The sequence below is a fragment of the Microbulbifer celer genome (assembly GCF_020991125.1).
GTDB lineage: Bacteria > Pseudomonadota > Gammaproteobacteria > Pseudomonadales > Cellvibrionaceae > Microbulbifer > Microbulbifer celer.
Window position 1 is genome coordinate 1,511,340 of sequence record NZ_CP087715.1, and the last position, 16,259, is coordinate 1,527,598.

The following is a 16,259-nucleotide window of genomic DNA, read 5'->3' on the forward strand; positions in this document are numbered from 1 at the left end:
GAGAAACATCAGGAAACCACCATGCCGGGCCAGCAAAAATTTCAGATCGTTTCCACCGGAAAAACCCTACGTGCAGCACCGCCTCAGGATGTACTACGGCAGGCAGCACGCGCCTTTTCCGTAAGCGCGGGGCAAGCGCGGAAGCTGTTGCTCAAAGGTTGGGTGATCAAAGACGAGCTGACATCCGGTCAGGTGGTTCAATACCGTACCCAGTTGCAACAGATCGGCCTCAGGGTTGAGGTATATCCCGCGGGAAAGTTCGACAATCGCGTGTTGCTGTCGCGGCTGGAGTACGCGCAAAGACGCCGCGAGCGAAAGCTGGCCGGTGGTGTCCGCCCTGCGCAGGCGGCGAACGCGGGCGAAGTGACAGAAGCGACGGCGCCCCGCACCGTGAGTCAGTCCTCAGCCCCCAAAGCGGTTGCGCCAGCGCGAGAGGTGTCCACGTCGGAAGCCGAAGTTCCACCAGGCACCCAACCCCAATCTGTCCCCGTGAAGCCCAACAACGGAAAGGCTCGCCAGCAGTTGGTATCGTTGTTTGATGACGCTGGTAAACCCGCTCCGCGCAATGTTGCCACAGAGACACTGTACCTCTGGTTTGGCATTGTGTTCGCCGCGACGGTGCCGATGCTTTTTGCATTATTGGCTGCGGTTTGCCTGTATCAGGGGGGATTGGCGCTGTGGCGAATCCCCGCTGCGATAATGGCCGGAGAATTTGGCGCGGGGACGGTGGCCGGCAGCGGTGTGGCGCTGTTACTGCTCGCACTGTTTGCCAGCCTTTTCCTGTGGCCATACTACCGCTCTGGTAGGGCCTTGGCCAGCGAACATTCGCCAGCGACGATCCCTCTCAAACAGTCCGATGCCCCAGGACTGTTCCTGTTACTCGAAGTGCTGCAAGAAAAAACCGGATTGCCGCTCCCCCGGCAAGTGGCGGTCACTCCGGGGGCAGATATTGCTGCCCGTAGTGCAGGTATACGCGCCCACTTACGTGGGGAAGTCACGCTCACACTGGGGTTGGCAAGTGCGCGCGGTCTGTCCGGTGGAGAAAGCCTCGCCCTGATCGCGCGCGCCCTGTGTTTTCATCGTGGGCTACCTCTGTCTCTTGCGAGCTGGCTGGTGACAGAGCCCGCGCGGCGCCTGGAATCAATGCAGGTGGTATTGGAGAGCGAGCAGACCCCGGTTTCCGATTTGGCACGCAATGGGCCAGCGAAGGTTTTGCAGACACTGCTGGCCAGTTCGGGGTTGGCTTTGATCCCCATCGTCGAGCGCCTGCAAGCTCTGCACCGCCTGGTAAGTGGAAGACTGGCAACTCGAGTGCAGGGGCAGGGAGACGCTTGGGCTGCGCATATCATAGGCAGTGATGCCTTTACCGCATTTGCTGAGCGCTGGCACCAGTTGGTGCACGCGGACCTGGTTACGGGAGAGATCAACCGGGAAGCGCAATTGATGGGCAAGCGGCTCCAGGACTATCCCGCTGCGGTGCAGTGGCTGTTTGAGAATCTGGATCAGTCCACGCGTTTGGGGATCGAAGTCGCCATGGGCGAGGAGGCCGATATCTGGAACCCGCTGGAGCCAGCGAACAACGAGCGGGTCTTTCAGGTTGAGGAGCGCGAAGTGAGCGCGGTGCTCGCCCATCAGGATTTTTCTCTGGTAAAGCTGTTTGCGGACTTTGCTGAGCTCAGTGCCCGGATCAGCAAGCTCGGAGGTGAAGAAGGTTGCCGGGTGGTGGAAAACCGCCTGCTGATGACGGCCAGTGAAAAGTCCGAACAGGCGCAAAAGGTATTGGCGGAATACTTCAACCGCGCCATACCGCGCGACATGCTGCCGCTCGAAGGACCAAAGAATGAGGCGCTGCAGCGGCTTGACCTGCAGGAAACCATCGACTGGTTGCGCGAGCGGTTGGTGGAACTGCAGGAGCTGGAGCAACGCCGCAACAGCCTGCTTGTACAGGCTGCCAGGATTCAGCTGGGCACTGCACTGATTCGTGCCAGTTCAAACAGAGAACCCGCGACGGTGGATGCCGGAAAGTATCACCTGAATGGATTTACCCCCGCGGCTGCCGATGAGTCCCGCCGTGACAATCGCGCCAGGATGAAAGAGTGCATGCAACAGCGAGAGCGAGTCTTCAGCATGTTTTATCAGCGGATTGAAAAATCTCTGGCAGGGTTGGGCGCTGGTGGACAGGAGAAGGCGCGCAAGCTCTATCGTGAGCTTAAAGCCTATAAAGCCCTTGCCGAACCCCTGTCTGCTGTAGAAGGGTGCGGTGACCTGCTCAGTGAGATGGTGGCGGAGGTACCCGCGGAGCGTGTCGCCCCACCGCTGGTGCAAAAGTACATCAATCTGGCAGTGGCGCAGGTGACGAAGTTGCGGGAAGCCGTTGCCGGCCACGCAGAAGTGTTGGGTGATGACCTGTCGGAAGCGTTGGTTGCGTTTGTCGAGTCCACTGCGTTGAGTGAGAGCGAGATACCTGAGGGCGGGCGGGAGACGGCGGATCGACTACAGGCTGTGGGGCTGTGTTGTAAAAGCGCCGGTGCGGTCGTACTGGAGCGCTATCACCACACATTGGCTTCACTACTGCGCCTGTGTCTGGAAGAGGAACGTCGCCTGAATATCAGACCGTTACGACTCGCTGCGTTCGCGTGATACCTGACCGGCAGTTCTCGCAGAGGGTAGGGGTCTGTGGGCCTGATCAGCCACCTGCCAGTTTCACTTTCAGGTTTTTAGCCTCCAGTGCCGCCTTGATTTCGGTGCGCTTGTCGCCCTGTATCTCAATTACCCCGTCTTTTAACGTGCCGCCACAGCCACAGCGCTTTTTCAGCTCTGCGAGTATCAGCTTAAGCTCGCTATCGGACCCTTCCAGGCCGCGCACACAGGTCACGCCCTTGCCCTTACGACCTTTGGTTTCCCGCTGAATGCGCACGATACCATCGCCGCTGTGACGGGTCTCTTTTGGCGCTTCTTCTTTGATGCGTCCACGATCAGTGGAATACACCAGGCGATTCTTGTCTCTCATAAAACTTCCCGAGATTTATTGCGGTTCGGAATTGGCGAAGGATAGCGGAATTGCCCGGGGTGACCAACCGGATGCCGGCCGAGTGCCCCAATTGAGTGTTGACCGTGTGATAGAACCGGACTATTTGTCGTAAACTGTGGGGAATAACCGGGCGAGACGCAGTAAAAGGAATCATTCATGGCATTGACTGGCACCCGAAAGTTACTGAATGAGGTAATTTTTGGTACCGATACCCCGGCGGGGAAGTACTTTGATGTGTTCCTGATCTGGACCATCCTGTTCAGTGTCGGACTGGTAATGCTGGCATCTGTACAGAGTTGGGCGGTAAGGCACGGCAGTACTTTCGTGACGCTGGAGTGGTTTTTCACCGCGCTGTTTACGGTGGAATACCTGACCCGCATCTACTGCGCGACGGACCGACGGGCTTATATCTTCAGCTTTTACGGCGTCGTGGACCTGCTGGCGATATTACCCAGCTACCTGGCTTTGATTTTTACCGGTGCCACCTACCTGATGGTGATCCGCCTGCTGCGGGTGCTGCGTATCTTCCGGATCCTGAAACTGGTGCGCTATCTGAGAGATGCCAATCTGCTGGTGCGCTCACTGTGGCAGGTGCGGCGGCGGATTCTGGTCTTTTATGCCAGTGTGCTGGTGATCTGTATCATTTTTGGCTCGGTGATGTTTATCGTAGAAGGGCCCAAACATGGGTTTACCAGTATCCCGATCAGTATTTACTGGACCATCGTCACCATTACTACCGTGGGCTTCGGTGATATTACCCCCCACACGCCACTGGGACAGACCATCGCTTCGCTGACGATGCTGATTGGCTACTCGATTATTGCCGTCCCTACCGGGATTGTCACCGCAGAGCTTGCCCATGAACTGGGGCGCGACAAATCCCTGGCGCGTTGCGCTAATTGTGGGCGCGCGGGTCACGATACCGACTCCGAGTATTGTAAGCATTGCGGTTACAAGCTGGAGGATCTTGATCCCCCCACTGAGGCGTCCTAGAAACACTCATCCCCTCGGGGTCGCCGCACCTGAAGGTTTGCTTGCTTGCGCGGAACTCATTACTCTTGCCGCCTTTCGGGCAGTGGTCTTGCTTCCTAATCGGGGGCATCGTTTTCTGTCCAGTCAATACGCCCAGATTTGAGGTGGCACCAGCCGATGGATATTCAGGGATACTGCGCCCCGGGGTTTGAGCCCCTGTACGACGTCTTTGCCGAAAACTTCCGTTCCCGCGGGGATGCCGGTGCCGCATTCTGTGCGGTCCAGCACGGAGAGGTGATTGCCTCCCTGTGGGCTGGCAGTGCCGACCGTGAGGGCGCACAGGACTTTGAGGAAGACACGTTGGTCAATGTGTTTTCCTCTTCGAAGGGAATTCTGGCCCTGATCGCCCTGCAGCAGGTCGCCGCCGGCAAGCTGGATCTGGATCGGCCGGTAGCGGAGTACTGGCCGGAATTTGCCGACGCAGGAAAGGCTTCTATAACCGGGCGTCAGCTGCTCTGCCATCGATCCGGTGTCATTGCCTTCTGCGAGCGCGTGGCGGATGAACTGATCTACGACTGGCCCGCCGCGCTGAAACAAGTGGCCGCAACTGAGCCGTGGTGGGAGCCGGGCAGCCAGCAGGGCTATTCCCCGTTCCTGTACGGATGGACCCTTGGCGGTCTGATCGAGAAGGCCAGTGGTGAATCGCTGCGAGACCTCTACCGCAAGGGAGTCGGTGAGCCTCTGAGCCTGGATGGCGGCTTTGGTGCCGTCGGGCACAAGTCATCTGCCATTGCCGATGTGGGCCCGCTGAAAAAGCCATTACCGGAACTGCGCGAGAATGCCATTGGCCGCTCGATCAAAGAGGATCGCCAGGGCCCGGTGGCCACTGCATTTACCAATCCGGTGTCTCTGATGATGGGCACCAATGGAGACGCGTGGCGCAGTGCACTGATCCCGGCCGCCAATGGTCACTTCAGTGCCCGGGATCTGGCGCGGGTGTACGGTGATCTGGCCTCTGAGTCTCCGCAATTGCTGTCGGTGGATGCGATCTCCGCTGCGACCGTTGAGCAGAGCAGGGGGCAGGACGCGATACTGCAGACCGAAGTCGCGTTCGGCAGCGGCTTTATCCTTTCTGGCGCTGCGCAGGATCTGTACTTTGGCAGCGAGCGGGGGTTTGGCCACCCGGGTGCCGGCGGTAGCATCGGGTTTGCCGATCCGTCCGAGGGGCTCGGGTTTGGCTATGTCACCTCCCGTATGGGGCAAAGCCTGTTTATGGATCAGCGTGCTGTCAGCCTGGTGGAATCTCTCTACGGGCTCATCTGATCTGCTTACTTCACTCTTCTCCGGGCCCAGTTTCGGTGAGGCCCGGCAAACCCTCCTTGAGTATTGCGATGAACGACGACTCTCAAGCGCTGGTCGCGCGCGTAGATGAGCTGGAATCCCGGCTCGCTTTTCAGGAAGACACATTAGCACAGCTGAATGACGTGATTGCGCAGCAGGACGTGCAGATACGGAACCTGGTGGAGCGCCTTCGGGATATTAGCCAGAAGTACCAGGACCTGTCTTTCGATATGCACAAAGGGACTGTCCCCGGCAATGAAAAACCGCCGCACTATTGAGCATCCTGTGAGCATGCCTGGTGTGCGCCCTGAGGCTGCGCAACGTCGTGCTCACGGCCTGTAGTGTGGAAAAGGTGTCACTTCTTTTCCTGTTGTCACTTTGATCGTCCGGAGCAGTGGATAAGATTGTGCGCAGTTTTCAACGCTCGTTGTAAAATTTTCCCTCAGACGCCGCATTTTGGCTTCAAGTCAACTCTTGACAAACTTTTTTCCACATGGATTACCGTTTTTTTTACACCGCTTGTTGTGGCGTAGCAATTGGTACGAATGTGTCTAAAATTTACCTAAGTTATTGATTTTAAAGGTGTAATATGTGGTGAGCAAAAAATGAACAAACTGCTGGAGGCAAGAGACTGCGCCGCTTTCACTGAACTTCCACATGTTCTTGCACAGAGTTATCCACAGTTACTGTGGAATACTTGATTACACCCAATAACATCGCGGTCTCCTGTGGAATTCATTCAAAAGCTTAACCGCCAAAGGTGTCTAGAAAGGCACGTAGAAAAATGCATAGGCAGAAGCACTACCGAAGATTTTCTCTATCAGTTGTGTTCATAGAATCTGAGCTTTGTTGAGTTTTGCGCAGTGGGTGCTAGACGTTGCAGCGCTTTCCGCATAGTCTTGCAGCCCATGGCAAATGCGGTTCAGCTGCCAGTCAGCAACTGGCAGCGATACTACAGATAACAGTCAAAGGGCGGCAGATATCCGGCACACTGTGCCGCATAAAAAGCCCGCGGAGGATACTGCGCAATGACTGGCCGATTCTTACCCGTTAATAGTAAAGCGTTAGGAGAAGCTTCAATGAAGAAGTGGGTTGCAATTCTTGCTCTTGGTTCACTGGTCGGTTGTACCACCCTGGATCCTTATACCCAGGAGAGCAAAACCAGTAATGCCGCCAAAGGGGCTGGCGCAGGTGCTGTTGCAGGCGCCATCATCGGCGCGGCTACCGCCAGCAAGAACGACCGCAAGAAAGGTGCCATTACCGGCGCGCTGGGTGGCGCGGCGATCGGTGGCGGTGTTGGTTACTACATGGATCGTCAGGAAATGGCTTTGCGCCAGCGCCTGGAAGGCACTGGTGTGCGCGTACAGCGTGAAGGCGACAATATCCGCCTGATCATGCCGGGTAACATTACTTTCGACACCAACCGTTACAATATCCGCAATGACTTCACCGGTACCCTGGATTCCGTTGTACTGGTACTGAATGAATTCGACAAAACGGCAATTCGTGTCAGCGGCCACACTGACAGCACCGGTTCTGATGTAACCAATCAGACCCTGAGTGAGCGTCGCGCCCAGTCCGTTGCTGACTTCTTTACCTCCCGCGGCGTTGCCGGCGGCCGGGTTCAGGCAGTGGGCTACGGTGAGCGTTATCCCATCGCTGGTAATGACAGCGATGCAGGTCGGCAGGCCAACCGCCGAGTGGAGCTTGAGTTGCTTCCTCTGCAGTAGCCAGACGAAAGGGCGCTTCGGCGCCCTTTTTTGTGTCTGGATGTTTTGTGCGTCCCGGGTGAGGCAATCATTTGAATATAGGGGGAATTTCAGTGAAGGGTGGAGCGGGTGAATGGAATCGCGCGGGACGCCGACATGGTTATGGGCTGAGGTGTACTTTTCGGTTGCTGGCGGTATTGCTTGGCATTGAACTTCTGCCGCTGGCGCATGCTGCGCCAGAGAGTGCGTTCAAGGAGCGTTTTTACAACGCAGAATTGATCGCCAAGGTGCGGATCGCCAGCGTTCACCGCATGGTGGATCAGGCGCTGTCGGAGCCGGGTATGACAGCAATCAAGGGGTATGTATATGCTGGCGTTACGCAAAAGGTCTGGCGAGGGCCGGCGGGAAACCTGGTGGCGTTTCGCCTGTCACTGGATGCTTGCCAGCAAAAGCTGCACTCCGGAGAAACGTACCTGATATTCGCACGTACAGATGCTGACGGGCGTCTGGAGTTGATGGACTGTAGCGATGCGGTTGAGGAGGGGCAGGCAGCTTCACTCCTGGCCCAGCTGAACCGGGACAGTCAGGGCTAGTGGTCCATGCGGGATGGGCCGCGTCAGTATATCGCGTCCTAATATAGGCGGAGATCCATATAGCCATAAAGCCTTGGTGGGTGGAACATAATTCCTTGAAGTGTGGCTGATGAGGATTATTCTTATCAGTATTGGCGCGGTCTTCTTCGGTTGGGGTGTCCCACTGAAGAAACATCGGACAGGTCCGGAAGTCGGCGTCAACGGAAAAGGTCGGGGTGGCCTCTTGGCGGTGTCCCATTGCCAGGCTGGTGCACTCGGGTCACAGTCGAAATGATCGGGCTGCCGCCACTTCGACACATTCAACGCCAACCACCAGGGGTCTTTGGGTTTATGAAAAAGCTACTGTTGCCACTGATTATTCTGCTGCTGATTATCGGATATTTCATGACGCAGAGATCAGACGATACCACCGGCGATGCCTACGATAATCTGGAGCAGCCGAAGTCAGAAAGTATGGACGATACGGCTCCCGGAACGACGCCAGACAGCGGTACTACGCCGGATAGCACGATGCCGGATACCGATTCCGATCCCACCATGCCACAAGAGAGCGATGATGTGGCTCCGGCTACAGATGATCCGCAAACATCGGATCGCCTGATTGACGATGCGAAAGACGCCGCGACGGACACTGGAGACGCCCTCAAGGACGCGGCCAAAGATGCCGGAGATACGTTGAAAGAGGCTGCGGATGATGCTGGCGATGCCCTCAAAGATGCCGGAGAATCCACCAAAGACGCTGCGCAGAAGGCATTGGACAAGATCGACGGTGATGAGCCGAAAAAGGATGAGCCACAGCAGTAGTCTGTAACGTATTGCTCAAAAAAGGCCGCGACACCGTCGCGGCCTTTTTGTTTCGTGAAATGTTTTCTACGCTTAATACAGTTGTCATCTGTAAAGCGGTAATGATTGAGCATTTCTGGCACCACAACCACGACATTCTGGAGATCCGCCCCATAGCGGAATTGAGCCCGGCTGAGTTCAGGGCGTTGGCGGCTCAGGTGGATCCGATAATTTGTGAGCACGGCACTCTGCACGGGTTGTTGATTGATGCCGGGCACTTCAATGGTTGGAAGAACTTTACTTACCAGATTTCAAGTTGTGTCTTCTTCCGCGACCAGCACCGACAGGTGCACCGTATCGCCGTACTGTCTGACCACATGCTGATTGGCTTTATGCCGCAGCTTCTCAACCACTTTGTTGCCGCGGAAGCCCGCCCTTTTCCGCGCAACGAAAGCTCCCGCGCACTGGCATGGCTGCTTGAATCGGGGTAAATTCGCCCCTTTTCATCGGACCCCTCACTATGCAACTGGCTGTAACTGCGACAGAAACGGCTGCGGCTCCCTATGCCCAGGCACTCGCGGAAGAGCTCCGGCTGGAGTATCTCGGCGTTGCCGACTCGCGCAACATCAGTAGCGTCGCTTATGTGTTGGAGTGCGGAGGGAAATTGCAGTTGCAGGCCACTGGCCGCAAAGCACCGGGCCCAATATTGGTGGATTTTGTGTCTGGCGTCGCCGCGCACCGGCGGAAATTTGGTGGAGGCAAGGGGCAGCAGATTGCCAAAGCCGTGGGGATGAAAGGCAGCTTTTATCCCCGGGTTCTGGACGCCACCGCGGGCCTTGGACGGGACGCTTTTGTACTGGCCTCCCTGGGTTGTGAGGTGCAGATGCTGGAGCGGAATCCCGTGGTGCACGCGTTGTTGAATGATGGGGTAAAACGCTTGCAAGCTGCTGCAACCAGCGATCCTGATCTGGCATCGATTGCGGCACGTCTGAAGTTGTTGCCTCGAGTCGATAGCGCGGCTGCCTGGCTGTCACAGCAGCCTGGGGAATCTCTGCCGGTCATTTACCTGGATCCCATGTTCCCCAGCCGGGAGAAAAGCGCGAAAGTAAAGAAGGAGATGGTTGCATTTCACCAACTGGTGGGGAGCGATGAAGACGCAGACCAGCTGATGGCGCCGGCGATAGCTGCGTGTTACTACCGCACGGTCGTAAAACGGCCGCGGTTGGCGCCCTGGCTTGCGGAGCTGAAGCCGAACCTGGCACTGGAAGGAAAATCCGGCCGGTTTGATATCTACACCCGACACGGGGTGCCGGGTTGAATGTGTTACCGCGCAATTGTCAGCAGTTCACTGCGTTGACCGCCAGCCCCCCCAGTGAGGTTTCCTTGTATTTGCTCTGCATATCAATGCCCGTCTGACGCATGGTTTCGATCACGCTGTCCAGCGGGACAATGTGCGCACCGCTGCCGCGCAAAGCGAGGCGGGCGGCATTGATGGCCTTCACTGCTCCCATGGTGTTGCGCTCAATGCAGGGCACCTGAACCAGCCCGCCAACCGGGTCGCAGGTTAGCCCCAAATTGTGTTCCATACCGATTTCCGCGGCATTTTCAACCTGCTGGTTGCTACCTCCCTGGACCGCTGCCAAGCCGGCAGATGCCATGGAGCAGGCCACGCCGATTTCTCCCTGGCAGCCCACTTCCGCTGCCGAAATAGAGGCGTTTTTCTTGAACAGCATGCCGATGGCGCCCGCCGTCAGCATGAATTTCACGACCTGGTCTTTCAGGTCGCCGTGGATCTCGGGGTCGTGTACGAACTGCACGTAGTAGGCAATGGTGGCCGGGATCACCCCTGCGGCGCCGTTGGTGGGGGCGGTGACAATGCGGCCGCGAGCGGCATTCTCTTCGTTGACAGCCAGGGCAAACAGGCTGACCCAGTCCAGGATCGCGAGCCCCTGACGACGCTCCTCGTGGGTCTGCTTGCTCAGTTCCCGGTAGTGTTCCTCCGCCCGTCGACGCACATTCAGCCCACCGGGCAGGACGCCACTCTGGTGACAGCCCCGCTCGATGGAGGCATCCATCACTTCCCAGATCTGCCACAGGCGATCTTTGATTTCGGCTTCGCCGAGATACGCTTTTTCATTCGCCATGGCCAGTTCGGCAATGGTCCACCCGTGCCGTTCACACAGTGTCATCAGCTCCTCTGCGGAGCTGAAGTCGTAGGGCAGTACGGTGGCGATCTGCTCTTTGTTCTCGAAATCCTCTTCCGACAACACGAAGCCACCGCCAATGGAGAAGTAGCTGCGCTCGAACAGGCAGGTTTCGCCGTTGAAAGCGCGGCAGGTCATTCCATTGGAATGTTGCGGCAGGAAGGTCTCCTTGTGGAACAGTAAATCCCGGTCGCGCACAAACGGGATGGCGCGCTCGCCGCCGAGTCGAATGGATTGCTCGCGTTCCATTTCGGCAAGGCGATCATCGATCGCGTCTACGTCGATGGTCTCTGGGGACTCTCCCTCCAGCCCCATCAGCACTGCCATATCCGTGCCGTGGCCGATTCCGGTGAGCGCCAGAGATCCGTACAGGCTTACTTCGACGCGATCGGTTTTTGCCAGTGTGCCCTGATCTTTGAGGTCGGCAATAAATTGCCGCGCGGCAACCATCGGGCCCACGGTATGGGAGCTGGAGGGGCCAACGCCGATCTTGAACAGCTCGAATACGCTGATGCTCATGCAGTTTGTCTCGCCTTAAAGTCTTGTCTAATTGTAGTTTCCGGCTGATATCGTCCGAGCCGGCCGGTGGCCGGCGAAAGTCGACGACAAATTCGCGCAAGCGGACAGACGTTGCAACACGTTGGGGCGAGATCAAAATTATATTTGGTGGGGTAGGGGTATAGGGCAACAAACCACTAGTTTGGCGGGCTTTGAGAGTGGGATTATTGCGGACAAAGTGGCGGCCCCTGGTCAGGGGCCTTAGCTGGCTCAACCGCGTCAAAGGGCCTCAGCCACTTAGGGAGCCTCAGCCACTTAGGGAGCCTCGGCAACCAGGGTCGCCCGCAACGGGGCCGGATGGCCCTCAACGGTTTTGCTGTGGTCGTCGGGGTCGAGAAAGTCCACCAGCGACTCGAAGCGCATCCAGTCGGTACTGCGTTGCTCTTCCAGGCGGGTTTTGTCCAGATCGACGGTGCGTGGGTTTACAAATCCGCACTTGCGCAGCCAGCTTTCCAGAGTGGCCGTGCTGGGAAGGAACCACACATTGCGCATCTTCGCGTAGCGCCCTTCGGGAACCAGGCAGGCACCCGGACCGCCGTCGATTACGAGCGTCTCCAGCAGCAACTGGCCACCGGGGCGCAGGGTTTCCCGCAGTTCCCGCAAATGGTCCAGGGGAGAGCGCCGATGGTAGAGTACGCCCATGGATAGCGTGGTATCAAATGCCTGTAGTTGGGGCGGGATCGCCTCAATACCGAGGGGTAGTACGTCTACCGGTTTGTCCATGCCCAGGTATTTTTTCAGTGCGTAGAACTGGGCAACGAACTTGGCGGAGGGATCGATCCCCAGAACCCGTCGCGCACCGGCCCCAAACAGGCGCCAACAGTGATATCCGCTGCCACACCCTACGTCCAGTACCAGGCGGTTATCCAGGTCGTCCAGGTGGGGGGCTACACGGTCCCATTTCCAGTCCGAGCGCCACTCGGTATCGATATGTAAATCGAACAGGCTCCATGGACCCTTGCGCCATGGATGCAGGGCGCGCAGCTGCTGCTCCAGCTGTCGCAGCTGTTCGCTGGTGGCATCGCCTGCGCACCCGGCGCGGACCACCGGGTCGTAGCTGACGCTGCTGGGCACAATATCCGGCAGACTGTCGAAAGCCGCCTGCCAGTCCGGCAGGTCGCCCCAGCGCTCCGGCGCGAGGCCGGCAGCAACCTGGTTGGGTAAAGAGGGCAGCCAGGAGCGCAGAGCAGGGGTGTGCTGCAGGCCGGCGTAGAGCGGGGTGTAGTCGATCATCGGTCAGGGATTCAGTCGCGTTATTTGATGGCGATCAGCGATGCAAAGTTGAAACACTGGAACCAGACATCGACGCTGTTGAAGCCGACGCTTTTCAGGCGTTCGCGGTGGTCGTGCAGTGTTTCCGGGATCAGCACATTTTCCAGGGCGCTACGCTTCTGGGCAATTTCTAGGGCACTGTAGCCGTTGGCCGCTTTAAACGCATGGTGCAGGTCAATCATCAGCTCCTGGTGATCGCCATCGGAAAACGCGACTTTCTCCGACAGGATCAGCACGCCGCCCGGGCGCAGTCCGTCGTAGATTTTCTGTAGAATCTCCCGGCGTTCGCTGGTGGGGATGAACTGCAAAGTGAAGTTCAGCACCGCCACGGAGGCATTCGTGATGGGCACGTTCTGCAGGTCGTCACAGATCAACTGCACCGGTACCTGGCCGCTGTCTGCGGCCAGTATGGTGCGGGCCTGCTGGATCATAGCCTCGGAATTGTCCACGGCGAAGATTTCACACTCCGCAGCGGGAATACGATGGCGCATAGCGAGGGTGGCGGCACCCAGGGAGCAGCCCAGGTCGTAACAGCGACTGCCGGATTGCGCGAAGCGCTCGGCCAATGTGCCAATCATGGCCACAATGGTGGTGTAACCCGGCACCGAGCGCTGGATCATATCGGGGAAAACTTCGACCACTTTCTGGTCGAAGCTGAACCCGGCCACTTCTCCCAGTGGCTTGGCAAAAATGTTGTCTTTTTCGCTCACGGCTGTGCCTTTTCCGCTGAAGGCTCTGCCCGTCCCGCTTCCACAGCTTCCGCACTGCTTTCCTGAGAAAGTGCTTCCACCTTCAATCCAAGTTCAATCCCGGCTTCGCGGCCCTGGCTGCCGGTCACCACCGCCGTGCTGGCGTTTTCCGGCTGCAGGTAGGTTTTGCCCACCCGTTGCAGGTCGTCGAGCGTGACCTCGCTGACTTTTTTGCGGAATGCCTGGCGCACGGCGTGAGTGCGTCCGTACAGGTTGGAGTGGAACGCTTTTTTCGCTTCTCCGGCGGGGGACCCGGGTTTATCCATGCTGCCGATAACCCCGAGGATGGCTTCTTCCACCTGGCTGTCTTCGTGAGACTCATTCAGCAGCCAGCCGATAGAGTCGTCGAAGTCCTGCAAGGTTTCTGCCATGCGCGGATCGCGATAGGAGAAGAACCGGAATGCGCCGATATTGACGTCGTGGCTCGCGCCGCCACCGTAGGCGCCGCCTTGCTCACGAATGGTGCGGTGCAGATAGCCGTTGCGCAGGAAGCCCCCTAGTACCGCCAGTGCCGGAGCATCTTCATGGGACATGGGCACGGTGGGGTAGGCTTTGGCGCAGAAGTTGACCTGGCTGTTGGCAAGCCAGACTTCTTCAACCTTGCGCGGCGTAAACGGCGCGCTGGCGGGCTCGCGCGCGACGGTTGCCTCATTCACCAGTGGCTGCAATGCCTGGGTAAAGCTTTCCAGGCGCTCTTCTTCACCGATGACCAGGAACTGCCGCTGACTGCCGCTAATCTTGTGGTGAATCGTGCGGAATTTCTCCGCCATGGATTCGAGGCCTGCTTCATTGTCCAGGGTGCGCATCAGGGATTTCAATTGGCGCAGCCCCAGCAGGCCGCCCTGTTCGTGCCCCTCAAACGCCGCGCGATTGAAGCCCGCACTGGCCGCAGCCATGGCCAGCGCGTGGCCACTGCCCACCACAGACTGTTCCCGACGCGCCAGGGTCTGCAGCAAGAGCTCTTTTATGCGGGACAGCTCATCAAAGCGGACTTGCTCCATGGTGGCCTGCATCAGTTCGCTGAGCGCAGCCTGATTCGCCGCCAGCGCCTTGCCGGACAGAATGAAGTGGCCGGATTGGTTGTGCAGGTTGTCCAGATCCGTGCGGTGGCTGGTAAAGCCGTGCAGGGAGCCGGCAACCGCGGCTTGCCACTGTTGTACCTGCAGGTAACTCTTGTCACCGACGCCCAACTCACTGAGTACCTGGGTGTAGTAGGGCAGCAGCAGGCGCTCCTCGTCGGTAAATTCCGGCAGGGTGGCGATCAATTGTTGGTACACCAGACCGTTGGTGCCGGCACTGTAGCGGGTTACTTTCTGTTGGTGTTTTGCGCCTTCGGCAACCGGGCTGACCAGGACTTCCTCGCCTTCAACCTTGGGCAGCTCCGGTGGGATGTCTTCCACGCCGACCTTGGGCAGGATGGATTCATCGTCCTTGCGCTGCTGACGCTCGGCCAGTGCCTTGGCGGTCTGTATAATCTGCTGCTTCTCGCCATCGGTCAGTCGGGATTTGATCTCTGCCAGGCGGGCCTTTTCCGCCTCGTCTGCGCGGTTTGCCATTTCGCTGTCCGGCGCGAGCACCAGCCGGACACGGTGTTGGTTTTCCAGCAGCAGTTTGCGCGCGGCATCGGCGATAAACTTCGGATCCTTGATCTGCTCACGCAGCTTTTCCAGGGTGCTGTCGATATTCAGCAGACCGATGGCATCGCCGCGGTGGGTGGCGCCGGTGAGGGCGGTGAGGATCAATTGCAGGCCGTAGGGGAAACCGTCACCGCCAATTTCCCGCTGCTGCAGTTCCAGCTGGTGCAGGGCGGCGGCTACCTGCTCGTAGGGAACCCCCTTTTCTGCCACTTCTTCGAGGACCTTGAGCACTTCCTGCTCCAGAGTATCGGCGCGGTCCGCTTCACTGCCCTCGATACCACAGACGAACACCAGCTCGCGCTGGGAGTCGTCGAGGCCAATCAGGGGAGAAGGGGACTGGCCCAGCTCCGTGGTTTCCAGCAGGCGCATCAGTGGAGACGCGCTGTTGTCCAGGAGTACACCGGCAAGCAGGTGGGCGGTCAGTGCCTGCTCCAGATCGGTCACGTCGCCCAGTAACCAGCCCAGCACAATATGGGTTTTTTCACTCTGGGACTCGTCTCCGGGTAGAGGATAATATTCTTCGACTTTTACCGGCGCCAGATAGTTTTTCTCACGGCCCACGGCAATGGTCTTTTGCAGCGGATCGAATTTATGCAGTGCCTTTTCTTCGAACACTGCTTGATGTTCCGCGGCCTCTATGTCCCCGAATGTCATGAAGATTGCATTACTGGGGTGGTAGTGGCTGCGGTAAAATTCCACCAACTGCTCGTAGGTGAGGTCGGGAATGTCGGCAGGTTCACCGCCGGAATTGAAGTGGTAGGTGGTGGTCGGGAACAGGTATTTGCTCAGGGTCTGCCACAGTTGCGAAGTGACTGAACTCATGGCGCCTTTCATTTCATTGAATACGACGCCCTTGAACACCAGATCGCTATCGGCATTTTCCGGCTCTTTGAACTCGAGGCGGTGGCCTTCCTGTGCGAAGTCCAGCGGGTCCAGGCGGGCGAAGAACACCGCGTCCAGATAGACATCCAACAGGTTGTCAAAATCCTTGCGGTTCTGGCTCGCGAAGGGGTAGGCAGTCCAGTCAGAACTGGTGAGCGCGTTCATAAAGGTGTTCAGGGAACGCCGTATCATCATGAAGAAGGGGTCGCGCACCGGGTACTTGTCACTGCCGCACAGGGCGGTGTGCTCCAGGATGTGGGCGACACCGGAGGAGTCATGGGGCACGGTGCGCAGGGCCACCATAAAAACATTTTCCGGGTTGTCTGCGGCAATGTGCAGATGTTGGGCACCGGTGCGGCGGTGGCGGTACTCTTCCACCCGGACACCGAGGGATTCGATCTCGGCACTGGTAATCGGTTCGAAAGCAGGGTGTACGTTGCTCAAAAGACAGCTCCAGTCGGAAAGTTTTGCAGGCCGTGGCCTGCGCCGCGGACAATATTGGCCGCTATTCTAGCGCTGAGAGGTGGC

The 16,259-nt window shown here is 58.1% G+C and carries 14 protein-coding genes; 9 read left to right on the forward strand and 5 right to left on the reverse strand.

Annotated features, from left to right (window positions below; translation table 11 throughout):
• Positions 1-21 precede the first annotated feature (21 nt).
• The gene (locus tag LPW13_RS06345; RefSeq protein ID WP_230438605.1) at positions 22-2,640 is read left to right on the forward strand and encodes a hypothetical protein; all 2,619 of its coding nucleotides are present in this window, start codon (positions 22-24) and stop codon (positions 2,638-2,640) included.
• A gap of 46 nt (positions 2,641-2,686) precedes the next feature.
• Here the strand turns inward: LPW13_RS06345 and yciH are convergent, their stop codons facing one another.
• On the reverse strand, positions 2,687-3,010 hold the full coding sequence (yciH, locus tag LPW13_RS06350) for a stress response translation initiation inhibitor YciH (protein ID WP_230438606.1): 324 nt from the start codon (positions 3,008-3,010) through the stop codon (positions 2,687-2,689).
• 177 nt (positions 3,011-3,187) lie between these two features.
• Between yciH and LPW13_RS06355 the strand changes: the two genes are divergently transcribed.
• The 8 genes from LPW13_RS06355 to LPW13_RS06390 all read left to right on the forward strand — a co-directional run bounded on the left by LPW13_RS06355 (position 3,188) and on the right by LPW13_RS06390 (position 9,747).
• Positions 3,188-4,024: an ion transporter gene (locus LPW13_RS06355; RefSeq protein WP_230438607.1), complete on the forward strand. Its 837-nt coding sequence runs from the start codon at positions 3,188-3,190 to the stop codon at positions 4,022-4,024.
• Positions 4,025-4,180: 156 nt separating this feature from the next.
• Complete coding sequence (locus LPW13_RS06360) at positions 4,181-5,326, forward strand: serine hydrolase domain-containing protein (RefSeq protein ID WP_230438608.1); 1,146 nt, start codon at positions 4,181-4,183, stop codon at positions 5,324-5,326.
• Positions 5,327-5,382: 56 nt separating this feature from the next.
• Positions 5,383-5,622, forward strand: coding sequence for a SlyX family protein (locus LPW13_RS06365; RefSeq protein ID WP_230438609.1), 240 nt, complete (start codon positions 5,383-5,385; stop codon positions 5,620-5,622).
• A gap of 801 nt (positions 5,623-6,423) precedes the next feature.
• Positions 6,424-7,074 (forward strand): OmpA family protein, encoded by a 651-nt coding sequence (locus LPW13_RS06370; RefSeq protein ID WP_230438610.1) that lies wholly within the window; start codon positions 6,424-6,426, stop codon positions 7,072-7,074.
• Between the two features lie 164 nt (positions 7,075-7,238).
• Entirely contained in the window at positions 7,239-7,646 is a 408-nt protein-coding gene (locus LPW13_RS06375; RefSeq protein WP_230438611.1) for a hypothetical protein, read from the forward strand.
• Between the two features lie 330 nt (positions 7,647-7,976).
• Positions 7,977-8,450, forward strand: a complete 474-nt coding sequence (locus LPW13_RS06380) for a hypothetical protein (protein WP_230438612.1) — start codon at positions 7,977-7,979, stop codon at positions 8,448-8,450.
• A gap of 11 nt (positions 8,451-8,461) precedes the next feature.
• Complete coding sequence (locus LPW13_RS06385) at positions 8,462-8,920, forward strand: SpoIIAA family protein (RefSeq protein WP_230438613.1); 459 nt, start codon at positions 8,462-8,464, stop codon at positions 8,918-8,920.
• 29 nt (positions 8,921-8,949) lie between these two features.
• Positions 8,950-9,747, forward strand: coding sequence for a class I SAM-dependent methyltransferase (locus LPW13_RS06390; protein ID WP_230438614.1), 798 nt, complete (start codon positions 8,950-8,952; stop codon positions 9,745-9,747).
• Positions 9,748-9,766: 19 nt separating this feature from the next.
• Here LPW13_RS06390 and LPW13_RS06395 read toward each other — a convergent pair whose 3' ends face one another.
• From LPW13_RS06395 to LPW13_RS06410, 4 genes are all read right to left on the reverse strand, one after another.
• A complete protein-coding gene (locus LPW13_RS06395) occupies positions 9,767-11,152 on the reverse strand; it encodes an L-serine ammonia-lyase (RefSeq protein WP_230438615.1) in 1,386 nt (461 codons plus the stop codon).
• Between the two features lie 294 nt (positions 11,153-11,446).
• Positions 11,447-12,424, reverse strand: coding sequence for a tRNA 5-methoxyuridine(34)/uridine 5-oxyacetic acid(34) synthase CmoB (gene cmoB / locus LPW13_RS06400; protein ID WP_230438616.1), 978 nt, complete (start codon positions 12,422-12,424; stop codon positions 11,447-11,449).
• Between the two features lie 20 nt (positions 12,425-12,444).
• Entirely contained in the window at positions 12,445-13,173 is a 729-nt protein-coding gene (gene cmoA, locus LPW13_RS06405) for a carboxy-S-adenosyl-L-methionine synthase CmoA (protein WP_230438617.1), read from the reverse strand.
• Positions 13,170-16,175, reverse strand: coding sequence for an insulinase family protein (locus LPW13_RS06410; RefSeq protein WP_230438618.1), 3,006 nt, complete (start codon positions 16,173-16,175; stop codon positions 13,170-13,172). Before LPW13_RS06410 ends, cmoA begins: the two co-directional genes overlap by 4 nt.
• Between the last annotated feature and the right edge of the window lie 84 nt (positions 16,176-16,259).